We start from the raw sequence: 12719 nt of genomic DNA, 5'->3' as shown, positions 1-12719 counted from the left end.
GGCCGCGGACCCGCGCGATGCGTTGCGGCCAGCGCCCGCCGCGGATCGCGCCGGAGAGGATGATGATCTACAGGAGCCCGTTTCCCGACATCGAGATACCGGTCACGCCGCTGCACGAGCACGTGTTCGAGCATGCCGACCGCAGGCCGGACAAGCCGGCGCTGATCGACGGCCCGACGGATCGGATGCTGACCTATGCGCAGCTCCGGACCGCCGTGCGCGCGGTCGCGGCCGGGCTCGCCGCGCGCGGCTTCGGGCGCGGGGACGTGCTCGCCATCTACAGCCCCAACCTGCCGGAGTACGCCGCCGCGTTCTTCGGGGTCTCGACCGCCGGCGGGGTCGTCACCACGATGAACCCGCTCTACACGGCGGAGGAGGTCCACCGTCAGCTCGAGGATTCCGGCGCACGGTTCCTGCTGACCATCCCGCAGTTTCTCGACGCGGCTCGCCAGGGGGCGCAGAACACCGGGGTCGAGGAGATCTTCGTCTTCGGGGAAGCCGACGGCGCGACGCCGTTCGCCTCGCTGACGGCCGGAGGCGAGCCGCCGGCGGTGACGATCGACCCGCGCGACGACCTGGCCGCGCTCCCCTACTCGAGCGGCACCACCGGCATGCCCAAGGGCGTCATGCTGACGCACTACAACCTGGTCGCCAACGTCGCCCAGATCGCCGCCAACGAAGGCATCGCGGCCGAAGACACGCTCATCGGCATCCTGCCCTTCTACCACATCTACGGCATAACGGTGATCATGAGCGCCTCGCTCCGGGCCGGCGCCACCGTCGTCACCATGCCGCGCTTCGACCTCGAGCAGTTCCTCGGCCTGCTGCAGAAGCACCGCGTGACGACGGCGTACCTCGTGCCGCCGATCGTGCTCGCCCTGGCCAAGCATCCGCTCGTCGACCAGTTCGACATCTCGTCGCTGAAGAACATCATGTCCGGCGCCGCGCCGTTGCCCGAGTCGGTGGCCCGCGGGGCCGCCGCCCGCAACGACATGCTCGTCCGCCAGGGTTACGGCCTGACCGAGACCAGCCCCGTCACCCACACCAACTCGCCGCGCAAGGAGACCCGGATCACTTCGGTCGGCACGTCGCTGCCCAACACCGAGTGGCGCATCGTCGACGTCGCCACCCACCGCGACGCCGCCCCCGGCGCGCTCGGCGAAGTGTGGGTACGGGGACCGCAGGTGATGAAGGGCTACCTCCACAACCCGGAGGCGACCCGCGCGATGCTAGACGCCGACGGCTGGCTGCACACCGGCGACATCGGAAAGGCCGACGCCGACGGCTACCTCTACGTCGTCGACCGGCTCAAGGAGCTGATCAAGTACAAGGGGTTCCAGGTGGCCCCGGCGGAGCTGGAGGCGGCCGTGCAGTCGCATCCGGCCGTCGCCGACGCCGCCGTCATCCCCAGTCCCGACGAGGAGGCCGGCGAGGTCCCGAAGGCGTTCGTGGTGCTGCGCGAGGGAGCCGGGGCCACCGCGGAGGAGATCATGGCGCACGTCGCCGCGCAGGTCTCGCCCCAGAAGAAGGTGCGCCGGGTCGAGTTCATCGACGCGATCCCGAAGGTGCCTTCCGGGAAGATCCTGCGGCGGCAGCTCGTCGAGCGCGACCGCGCGCGGCTTGCGGCCTCGCGGGGATGAGGCGGCAAGCGGCGGCGCAGACAGCCGGGAGTCTTGCGCCGTGCAGGATCCGCAGACTCCCGGCAGGCCGAAGTTGTCCGGTTGACTGCTAACTCCCGCCGCCCTGGCCGACCTCGTGGCCGGCCAGCATCTCCAGCGCCTTGACCATGGCGGAGTGGTCCCACGCCGAGCCGCCGTTGGCGGCGCAACTGTTGAACAACTGCTGCGCGGTCGCCGTGTTCGGCAGCGACAGACCGAGCGCGCGGGCGCCGCCGAGCGCCAGGCTCAGGTCCTTCTGGTGGAGGTTGATCCGGAATCCCGGATCGAACGTGCGGGCGATCATCCGCTCGCCGTGGATCTCGAGGATCTTCGACGAGGCGAACCCGCCCATGAGCGCCTGCCGCACCTTGCCGGGATCGGCCCCCGCCTTCGACGCGAACAGCAGCGCCTCGCCGACCGCCTCGATCGTCAGCGCCACGATGATCTGATTGGCGACCTTCGTCGTCTGCCCGTCGCCGTTGCCGCCGACCAGGGTGATGTTGGCGCCCATCAGGTCGAACAGCGGCTTCACCGTGTCGAACGTCGCCTGGCTGCCGCCCACCATGATGGTCAGCTTGCCCGCCTTGGCGCCGACCTCGCCGCCGGAGACCGGCGCGTCGAGATACTCGCAGCCGAGCCCGTTGATCCGCTCGGCGAAACCCTTGGTCTCGATGGGCGAGATGGAGCTCATGTCGACGACGATCTTGCCCGCGGACAGGCCCTCGGCGACGCCGTTCTCCCCGAACAGGACGGCCGCGACGTCGGGGGTGTCGGGAACCATCGTGATGATGATCTCCGACCGCTCCGCCACCTCCCTGCCGCTGCCGCAGACGGTGGCGCCGCCGTCGACCAGCTCCTGCGGAATCGGTACGAGGTCGTGCACGAACAACGAATGGCCGCCGGTCTGCAGATGCCCCGCCATGGGGCGGCCCATGATGCCGAGTCCGATGAAGCCTACATTCGCCATGAGTCGGTGTCCCTTCGAAGAGCGTTCAGCGTTGACAGTCCGTGGTTGAACCCGCGCACCACGGGCTGTTCAGGATCCGGCGCCGACGTAGGGAGCCACCCAGGACAGCCCCGCCGTCGTCGCCGCGGCCGGTTTGTACTCGCACCCGATCCAGCCCGTGTATCCGATCCGGTCGATGAAGTCGAACAGGAACGGGTAGTTGATCTCGCCGGTCCCCGGCTCGTGCCGGCCCGGGTTGTCGGCGAGCTGCATGTGGGAGATCCGCGCCAGGTTGGCCTGGATGGTCGGCGCCAGGTCCCCCTCCATGATCTGCATGTGGTAGATGTCGTACTGCAGCGCGAGGTTGTCCGACCCGACCGCGTCGATGATGGCGTTCGCCTGATCGGTCCCGGTCAGGAAGAACCCGGGAATGTCGCGCGTGTTGATCGGCTCGATGAGGAGCTGGACCCCGGCCTCGCCCAGCTTCCCGGCGGCGAAGCGGAGGTTCGTGATGAAGGTCTCGGTCAACTGCGCCGGATCGGCGCCGTCGGGGGCGACCCCCGCCAGGCAGTTGACGCGCGGGCAGCCCAGCGCGCGGGCGTAGTCGACGGCCCGCCCGACGCCGTCCTGGAACTCGCCGACCCGGTCGGACAGGCACCCGATGCCGCGCTCGCCGGCGCCCCAGTCGCCCGCCGGCAGGTTGTGCAGCACTTGCTCGAGCCCGTTGTCGGCCAGGCGCCCGGCCAGCTCGTCCTTGGAGAAATCATAGGGAAACAGGTACTCCACGCCCTGGAAGCCGGCGTCGGCCGCCGCCCGGAACCGGTCGAGGAAGTCGACCTCGTTGTACAGCATCGTCAGGTTGGCGGCGAACTTCGGCATCGGGGGCGTCTCCTCTTGCTGTTTCTTCTGAACGGGCGGCGCGGCGCGGCCGCCCGATTCCTCGCGTAAGGTCGTGAAAGGGTATGCCGGCTCGCGTGCGGCTGTCGAGACATTCACGCCGTACAGGCGCGCTCGACCGCCGCACGCGGGGTGCGCACCGGGCCGTTTCGGCCGATCACCAGCCCCGGTTGCTGCATCCTCGGACAACGAGCGGGCTCGGAAACTCGACCGGCAGCCTCATTCGTCACCGCGGGTCGGAGCCGAACCCGCCGCCAGCGCGGCCACGCGTGCGAGCAGGTCCGCGCCGGTCCCGCAACGCACGATCCATTCGCCCGCTTCGGCCAGCCGCGCCGCCCCCGAGACGCGCGCCAGCAACCCCGCCAGGCGCGCGGCCGTCTCCTCGCCGAAGCGCAACGCCGCTTGACGCCGCAACAACGCTCTTTGTTGTTCGATGCCCTGTCCGAGGCCGCGCTCCATGCCTTCCCGCATCCACTGCTTCGGCCACTCGGCGACGCGTTCTTCCAGAGACATTCCAAGTTCCTCCAGCCCCTCCGGAGCTTCCTCGGATACGACGGCGATCCAGTCACTCGCTGCGCCCGACCAGCGACCGCTGCGGCCTCGGTTCTTCCACCAGGCGCAGCGTCACGCGCAGCGTGGCGCCGTGGCCGATACCGTCGCTCAGGGGCTGAATGCTGCCGCCCGACCCGATCACGAAGTTCGCCGCCGAATGCAGACCCAGTCCGGTCCCGTCCTGCTTGGTCGTGTAGCCGGCGTTGAACACGGAGCCGAAATGGGACGGATCGATACCGATTCCGTTGTCACCGACATCGATCACGAGGGTGTTCTTCTGTTCCCCGCGATAGGCCAGCACACGAATTCTCGGCCGCCATCCCGGGGCGTCCTCCGGTCGGGCCGCACGCTCGTCGGTAGCTTCCATCGCGTTCTTGAGCAGGTTCACCAGCATCTGCTGAAACCGGCTCTCCTGCACGAGGATCTGGTGGGGCGCGCGGGCGCAGTCGACCTCTATCGTGACGCCGCGTTGCCCGAGCGATTCCTGGACCACCTTCACGGCGTCCCGGATGGTCGCCCGCAAATCGACGAGCTTGCGTTCCACCGTGCTGTTCGTGAAGGAGGCCTGGGTGCGGATGATGTCGACGATGTGGCGTACGCGCTCCCGCACGCGCGCGGCGGTACCTACCAGCTTCTCGTGCTCGCCGGTCAGGTCCCGCACCAGGGCCAGCAGAAAGGGCCGTATCTGCCGGCCCTGCGCGTCGTGTTCCAGCCAGGAGATCCAGTCGTGGTCGTGCGCGGCGACCAGGTCCGCCAGCTTGCCGAACCGCCGCATCAGCTCGTTGTCCTGGAACCACCCGTTCAGCGTGTCCACACCCGTCGCGACGCTGTTGATCGCGTTCCCGATGTTGTGCAGGACGGTGTCGATGACCTCCAGGCGTCCGTGCGCGAAGGCCTGCGTCAGCGCCTCCTGTTCCATTCGCCGCTGCGTCACGTCACGGAAGACGGCGACGCCGCCGACCACTACTCCCGACTCGCTGCGCACCGGGCTCGCATTCACGCTGATGTACACACCGTCCGGAACGCGCGAATTGCGGACGAAGAGCTGCAGGGCTTCAACGGTCTCGCCCTGCACCGCACGCACGACGGGCAACTGGTCCGTCGGCACCGGGGTCACCCCGTCGGCGTAGAACACGCCGTAGAGGTCGGTCCATTCGTCCGGCGGCCGGTCGGTCATGCCGATGCCGACGATGCGCTCGGCGCTCGGGTTGAAGAGGGTGAATCGCGCCTGCGCGTCCGCGACCACCACCCCGTCACCCATGCTGCGAATAATCGCATCGAGCACCTGTACCCGCTCGTGCAGCTCGGCCTCGATTCTCTTCGCCCGCGCCGACTGCGCCGGGCCAGCCGTGACGTCGCGCAGCACGACCGTGCCGCCCAGGCACCGGCCGCCCGCGTCCCGCAACGGATATCCGCTGGCGCGCAACCAGAGGTCCTCGGTTCCCGCTCCGGCGTGCCGCGGCCGCAGCCGCAGCAGCGCGTCGCCGGTGGACTCGCCGCGGATTGCGGCGGTCAGCGGCAGGTCCTCCGTCGCGAACGGCGTCCGCCCGTCCGCCTCGTAGACCTCGAAGTGCTGCGACCACTGCTCGGGATTCGACGGGTCGTACGTCCCGCTGAGCCGTCGCGCGGCCGCGTTCACGGCCACGAACCGGCCTCGCGCGTCGGCGACGATGACCGCGTCGCTCATGTTGTCGAACAGGCCCTCGAGGATTGCCGAGTTCCATTCCGGACGGGGCGCCATGTCGTCGGGGTTCGCTTCCTGCCCGTCGCTCGACTTCCTGACGGTTGCACGCAGTGCCGCGCGGATGACCAGACCCAGTTGTCGAGGATCGCCTGCCTTCAGCACGTAACCGTGCGGGTCCGTGCGCTGCGCCTGGTCCAGCGACTCGGCGTCCGTCGTTTCGGTCGCATAGACGAGCGGCACGCCGAACCGCTTCGCGATTCGCTCTCCCGTCTGCACGGCGAGCCCGGCCTGCTCGCCGGCCGCGAGGCCGATCAGCGCCACGTCGGGACGCGCCGCTCCGGGCACGTCGATCGCCGCGGGCCCGGGTTCGGCGGCGTGGCAGACCGTGTGGCCCAGACCGGTCACCGCACGCGACAGCATCTCCCGGGCGCCGGGGTCGGCGTCGACGATCAGAATCCGCCCGTGCGGGGCCGGGAACTCGCGTCCCGCCGATGTCTCGTGCATGGGAAGTCTTCCTCGGAGTCCGCCGGTACCGGCGGCTCGGTCAACGACAGAGGGAACTGGCCGAGCAGGTCGTCGGTCCGCCGGAGTACGGTCGGCAGCGGACCGCGTTCGTGGCGGGCCGTATCCGACATCGGGATGATAACCGGGAGCGTTCGGGGCTCTGGTCGGCGGCAGCTACCTGTGCTCCTTCACGAGGCGCAGCGTCACCCGCAGCGTGGCGCCGTGGCCGATACCGTCGCTCAAGGGCCGGATGCTGCCGCCCGACCCGATCACGAAGTTCGCCGCCGAGTGCAGACCCAGTCCGGTGCCCTCCTTCTTGGTCGTGTAGCCGGCGTTGAACACCGAGTTGAAATCGGACGGATCGATGCCGATGCCGTTGTCGCTGACGTCGATCACGAGCGTGTTCTCCTGTTCCCCGCGATAGGCCAGCACGCGAATCCCCGGCCGCCAGCCCGGGTCGTCCTCCCCTCGGGCCGCGCGTTCGTCGGTAGCCTCCATCGCGTTCCTGAGCAGGTTCACGAGCATCTGTTGAAACCGGCTCTCCTGCACCACCATCTCGCGCGGCGCACGGGAGCAGTCGACCTCGATGGCGACGCCGCGTTGCCCGAGCGATTCCTGGACCACCTTCACGGCGTCCCGGATGGTCGCCGGCAGATCGACGAGCTTGCGTTCCACCGTGCCGTTCGTGAAGGCGGCCTGGGTGCGGATGATGTCGACAATGTGGCGCACGCGCTCCCGCACGCGGGCGGCGGTTCCCACCAGCTTCTCGTGCTCGCCGGTCAGGTCCCGCACGAGGGCGAGCAGGAACGGCCGCAACTGCCGGCCCTGCGCGTCGTGCTCCAGCCAGGCGGTCCAGTCGCGGTCGTGCGCGGCGACGAGGTCCGTCAGCCTGCCGAACCGTCGCATCAGCTCGTTGTCCTGGAACCACCCGTGCAGCGTGTCCACGCCCGTCGCGACGCTGTTGATCGCGTTCCCGATGTTGTGCATGACCGTGTCGATGACCTCCAGGCGTCCGAGGGCGAAGGCCTGCGTCAACGCCTCTTCCTGCATCCGGCGCGCCGACACGTCGCGGAAGACGGTCACCCCGCCGACGACCCGGCCCGCTTCGTCGCGCAGGGGGCTGGCGTTCACGTTGATGAATGCCCCATCCGGAACGCCCGGATTGCGGATGAACAGTTCCTGCCCTTCCACTCTCTCGCCCCGGATGGCGCGCACCACCGGCAACTGGTCCGCCGGCACTGGAGTCGACGCGTCGGGGTAGTACACGCCGTAGATGTCGGGCCATTCGTCCGGCGGCCGGTCCGTCATGCCGATGCCGACGATGCGCTCTGCGCTCGGGTTGAACAGCTTGAATCGCGCCTGCGCGTCCGCGACGACCACCCCGTCGGCCATGCTGCGGATGATCGCATCCAGCACCTGCAGCCGCTCGTGCAGCTCGGCCTGGGCTTTCGCAGCCTTCGCCGACTGCTCGCGCAGGGCGGTGACGTCGCGCAGCAGCACGGCGCCGCCGAGGGACCTGCCCTGCGCGTCGAGCAACGGGTATCCGCTGGCGTTCAGCCAGATGTCCTCCGTGCCGGCATCCGCGTGGCGAGGCCGGAGCACCACGGGGACGTCCTGGGTGGTCTCACCATGGAGGGCGCGTACAAGCGGCAGATCCGCCGTCGCGAACGGCGTCCGCCCGTCGCCCTGGTAGGTAGTGAAGTACTCGGTCCACTTGTTCGGGTCTTCCAGCGACGTCCGGCCCAACCGTCTCGCGGCGGGGTTGATGGCCGTGAGTCTGCCCCGGGGATCGCCCAGGACGACCGCGTCGCTGATGCGTTCGAACAGGCAGCGGAGGATGGCGTTGTCCCGTTCCGTGAACGCCACCGATGCCTTGAGCGCGGCCATCTCCCGGTCCTGCCGTTCGCGGTCGGCCCGCTCGCGCGCAGCCAGGTTCAACGCCGCGCGGAGGGTGAGATCCAGTTGCAGGGGCTCGGCCGACTTCAGCACGTAGCCGTGCGGGTTCGTGCGCTGCGTCCGGTCCAGCAGCGCGGTGTCCCCCGTCTGCACGGCGTAGACGATCGGTATCCCGAACCGCTCCGCGATCCGCTCGGCGGTCTCGACGGCAGGCGCCGCCGTCGCACCGGCCGCGAGACCGATCACCGCGAGGTCGGGACGCGCATCGGCGGACAGATCGACCACGCCGCGCCCGGGTTCGGCGGCGTGGCAGACCGCATGTCCCAGGGCGATCACCGAGTCGGAAAGGGTCCGCAGCGCGTCGGGGTCGGCATCGACGATCAGAATCCGCGCGGGCGCCGCAGGTTGCGCGCCACCCGTCGATGTCTCCTGCATGGGGAATTGTCCTGGGGAACCGTGCGCGGCTGGCACCGTGGAGCACGCGCCGCCGGCTACCAGTCGAAGGTCGCCGACAACCCGACGCGGAGGTTCGGCTCGGCGCGCGGGCCGTAGGTTTCGCGCGTCGCTTCCAGCCGCAGGTCGGCGCCGGCTTCGGGCAATGCGTAGCCGGCCGCCAGTCGCAACCGGCCCGGCTCCGCGCCGGAGATGCCACCGACCGCGCCGGGGTGGAGTCCCGGATCCGGCTGCTGTCCCCACATCGCGTGCATGCGGCTGGCCGCCGCGCCCCACTCCGGCTCGACCGACACCCACATTCCTCTATCGGTCACGCCCGGACCCGCCCGCAGCGCCACGCTCGCCCCCCATTCCTCGAAGCCCTCGGCCTGGTGCGCCAGCAGATAGCGCCCCGACCCGCTCAGCTCCAACCCCAGCCCGACGTGCATCAGCGAGAGGCCGCCGCCGAGTTCCGTGCCCAGCCCGCTCACGTCGTTCCCACCGTCCCACCGGCCGCCCAGCTCCAGCCGCGGACGTATCCGCGATGTCGCCGGCGCCGCCCACTCCGATTCCCATTCGAGCAGCATCCGCGCCCGCGTCGCCGTCGCCCGCGCCGCCGGCAGTTCCGGGTGGGCGTCCGACGCCATCGCCACATGGAAGGCGTCGGCCTTCACCGCCAGTCCGCTCGCCGCCGCTACCTCCTGCCGTACGCCACCGGCGGCCAGCCGCATCCCGATTCCCGTATCGACAGTCCCGAACGTGTCCGACACCTGCAACGCGCCCCGCCCGACGCCGCCGAGGCCCCACAGCTCGAGGCCGGCACGCGGCGCCCAGAGCACGTACGGTTGCGCACTCGTCAGTCCGCCTTCGACCGCCGCGGGCATCGCATCCGATTGCGTCCCGAGCGTGTAGCCCAGCTTGCCCTCGCTGTGCGACGCCGCGACGCCCAGCAGCACGCCGGACCCGACGCGGGTGTCGACTCCCAGGTGCGTCGTGAAGAGGTCGCCTCGCGCCTGCGCGCCGGGCGTCGCCTGTACGGCGGTCCGCGTGGTGGCGGCGCGGCCCCAGACCACCCAGCCCGCCTCGTCGGCGGCCTCCTGGCCGACCGCTTCCGTGCCGGCCACCTCCGAGCCGGCCGGCGTCCTCTCCGCGTCCGGACCGGTGTCCAGCGGCGCCGCGAATCCGGCCCCGTCGAGCCATGCCAGCTCTCCGAACGGATGCTGGTGCATCGCCATCGTCGGACCCATGCCGTGGGCGCCCTGGCCGTGAGCCCCCGCCCCCGCGAGCGATACCGACCGGCCAGCACCCGCCGTGCCCGGCAGGCCCGGGCCCGTACCGGGCATTCCCGCCCCGGCGAACGTACCCGCCGCACCGGCGAACGTGCCGGGCATCGCCGCCGCCCCCAGCCGCGCCCGACGGCCGGACCCGGCGCCAGCGAAGCGCTCCTCGATCGCGGCCAGCGACTCCGACCCGATCGCCCGCGCCAGCAGGAACAGTGTCCGACCCGTCCCCTCGGACCGTACTTCCGCCAGATCCTCGTCGCGGATCAGCCCCTGGTCCGACGCCGCGTCCAGTCGAGATGCCTCGCCGGTCACCGTCAGCGTCTCGTTGCCCTCGATCAGGTCGTCGTCGATCGGAGACAGGAGAAACGTCGTGCGCTGCTGCGTCGCGCCTGGCGGTATCGTCACCGAGAACGCGTCGACCGGTTCGTAGTCCATGGTCAACTGCGCGGTGTCGTCCTGGTCCCCCACCTGCATGGTCACCGGTAGCGGCGCGGTCGGCGTCGCGCCCACGATCTCGGCAATCACCGACACCCGTGTCGGCCCCGAGTCCTCGGATACCACGTCGGGTTCCAGCCGGATGACCAGCCGCGCCGACGCGGTGTCGTCATCCTCCAGCGTCACCGCGGTCCCCGTCACTGCTCGGGCCCCGGAGGCGCCGCTCACCGTCAGGGCTTCGTCGGTCTCCATCAGCGTGTCGTTCACCGGGTCGAGCGTGAACGGCGATGAACCGGCCGCCGCACCCGCCGGGATCGCTACGGTGAACGACGCTGGCGAAGCGGTGTAGTCCGTTCCCGGCACCGCCGCGTCGCCCGCCCCTCCCGCCGTCACTTGCACGGCCGTCGCCCTCGACAGGGAGACCCCGCCCTCGAAGGCGGCCGTCACCTCGACGACGGTGGGCCCCACCGCCTCCGAGACGCTCGACACGTCCACCGTCAGGACAACCGGCGTCAGGTCGTCGTCCACGATCCGGCCCGCGGCCGTGTCCGTTGCCGCCACGACAGCCGTCGTGCCCGAGACGGCCAGGCTCACCGTGAACGTCTCGTCGCTTTCCTCGACCGCATCCTCCACCGTGGGCACCGAGAACGTCTGCGTCTCGCCCGCCGTGCCGGCAAACCGTACCGTCTGGTCCTCCGGGCTGTAATCGTCGCCGGACGTCGCCGTCCCGTCGCTCAACTGCGGCGTCACCGTGAAACCGCGGGGGACCGCCCTGTCCAGCGTGACGGCGAACGTGACGCGGTCGCCCTCCAGGGCGCTGGCATCGCCGATCGTCAGCGTTCCCGCCGTTACCGGGTCGTCGTCGATGATCATTCCCGTCGCCGTATCGGTCGCCGTCACTGATTCGGACGTCCCGGAAACACGCAGACCGACGGCGAACGCCTCGTCGTCCTCTCCATCGGTGTCCTCGATCGTCGGCACGGTGAAGGTCCGCGTCTCGCCCGCGTCGCCGGCGAAGCTGATCGCCGCCGTGTTCGCCGTGTAGTCCGTGCCCTTCGTCGCCGTCACGTCCGTGAAGCTCGGCGTCACCGTCAACCCGCCAGAAACCGCCGCGTCCAGGGTCACCGTGAACGTGAGCGGGTCGCCCTCGGCGGCCACTTCGTCGTCGACCGTCAGGCTCGTCACGACCCCCTGATTCCCTTCGCCGTCGTCGTCGGTGATCGTCCCCGTCGCCGTGTCGGTCGCCGTCACCGTTTCGGAAGTCCCGGAGACGGACAGGCTGACGGTGAACGTCTCGTCGTCCTCCTGGTCGGTGTCCTCGGTCGTCGACACGGTAAAGACCTGGGTCTCGCCCGCCGTACCGGCGAAGCTGATGGCGGCCGTGTTCTCGGTGTAGTCCGTGCCCTTCGTCGCCGTCACGTCCGTGAAGCTCGGCGTCACCGTCAACCCGCCAGAAACCGCCGCGTCCAGGGTCACCGTGAACGTGAGCGGGTCGCCCTCGGCGGCCACTTCGTCGTCGACCGTCAGGCTCGTCACGACCCCCTGATTCCCTTCGCCGTCGTCGTCGGTGATCGTCCCCGTCGCCGTGTCGGTCGCCGTCACCGTTTCGGAAGTCCCGGAGACGGACAGGCTGACGGTGAACGTCTCGTCGTCCTCCTGGTCGGTGTCCTCGGTCGTCGACACGGTAAAGACCTGGGTCTCGCCCGCCGTACCGGCGAAGCTGATGGCGGCCGTGTTCTCGGTGTAGTCCGTGCCCTTCGTCGCCGTCACGTCCGTGAAGCTCGGCGTCACCGTCAACCCGCCAGAAACCGCCGCGTCCAGGGTCACCGTGAACGTGAGCGGGTCGCCCTCGGCGGCCACTTCGTCGTCGACCGTCAGGCTCGTCACGACCCCCTGATTCCCTTCGCCGTCGTCGTCGGTGATCGTCCCCGTCGCCGTGTCGGTCGCCGTCACCGTTTCGGAAGTCCCGGAGACGGACAGGCTGACGGTGAACGTCTCGTCGTCCTCCTGGTCGGTGTCCTCGGTCGTCGACACGGTAAAGACCTGGGTCTCGCCCGCCGTACCGGCGAAGCTGATGGCGGCCGTGTTCTCGGTGTAGTCCGTGCCCTTCGTCGCCGTCACGTCCGTGAAGCTCGGCGTCACCGTCAACCCGCCAGAGACCGCCGCGTCCAGCGTCACCGTGAACGTCATCGAGTCGCCCTCGGCGGCCGACCCGTCGGCGATCGTCAATGCCGGCGCGTCGTCGTCGAGGATCGTCCCCGTCGCCGTATCCGTCGCCGTCACCGGCGCCGAATTTCCGGAGACGGCGACGCCGACGGTGAACGTCTCGTCGTCCTCCTGGTCGGTGTCCTCGGTCGTCGCCACGGTGAACGTCTTCGTCTCGCCCGCCGTACCGGCGAAGCTGATGGCGGCCGTGTTCTCGGTGTAGTCCG

Annotated in this window: 7 protein-coding genes; 1 reads left to right on the top strand and 6 read right to left on the bottom strand. The window is 70.0% G+C overall.

Annotated features, from left to right (window positions below; translation table 11 throughout):
* Positions 1 to 59: 59 nt before the first annotated feature.
* Positions 60 to 1640 (top strand): 4-coumarate--CoA ligase family protein, encoded by a 1581-nt coding sequence (locus F4X11_02775; GenBank protein ID MYN63939.1) that lies wholly within the window; start codon positions 60 to 62, stop codon positions 1638 to 1640.
* Between the two features lie 88 nt (positions 1641 to 1728).
* Here the strand turns inward: F4X11_02775 and glxR are convergent, their stop codons facing one another.
* The 6 genes from glxR to F4X11_02745 form a co-directional block, all read right to left on the bottom strand.
* The gene (glxR, locus tag F4X11_02770; protein ID MYN63938.1) at positions 1729 to 2625 is read right to left on the bottom strand and encodes a 2-hydroxy-3-oxopropionate reductase; all 897 of its coding nucleotides are present in this window, start codon (positions 2623 to 2625) and stop codon (positions 1729 to 1731) included.
* A 69-nt stretch (positions 2626 to 2694) separates the two neighbouring features.
* Positions 2695 to 3483 carry a hydroxypyruvate isomerase gene (hyi, locus tag F4X11_02765; protein MYN63937.1) on the bottom strand — a complete coding sequence of 263 codons (789 nt, stop codon included), beginning with the start codon at positions 3481 to 3483 and terminating at the stop codon, positions 2695 to 2697.
* A gap of 237 nt (positions 3484 to 3720) precedes the next feature.
* The gene (locus F4X11_02760; GenBank protein ID MYN63936.1) at positions 3721 to 4014 is read right to left on the bottom strand and encodes a hypothetical protein; all 294 of its coding nucleotides are present in this window, start codon (positions 4012 to 4014) and stop codon (positions 3721 to 3723) included.
* Positions 4015 to 4066: 52 nt separating this feature from the next.
* The gene (locus F4X11_02755; GenBank protein MYN63935.1) at positions 4067 to 6241 is read right to left on the bottom strand and encodes a PAS domain-containing protein; all 2175 of its coding nucleotides are present in this window, start codon (positions 6239 to 6241) and stop codon (positions 4067 to 4069) included.
* A gap of 174 nt (positions 6242 to 6415) precedes the next feature.
* Positions 6416 to 8572: a PAS domain-containing protein gene (locus tag F4X11_02750; protein MYN63934.1), complete on the bottom strand. Its 2157-nt coding sequence runs from the start codon at positions 8570 to 8572 to the stop codon at positions 6416 to 6418.
* Positions 8573 to 8628: 56 nt separating this feature from the next.
* Positions 8629 to 12651, bottom strand: a complete 4023-nt coding sequence (locus F4X11_02745) for a hypothetical protein (protein MYN63933.1) — start codon at positions 12649 to 12651, stop codon at positions 8629 to 8631.
* Between the last annotated feature and the right edge of the window lie 68 nt (positions 12652 to 12719).

The sequence above is a fragment of the Acidobacteriota bacterium genome, from assembly GCA_009861545.1.
Lineage (GTDB): Bacteria > Acidobacteriota > Vicinamibacteria > Vicinamibacterales > UBA8438 > WTFV01.
The sequence above is the reverse complement of the archived record's forward strand: the minus strand, read 5'-3'. Positions and strand labels throughout refer to the sequence as shown.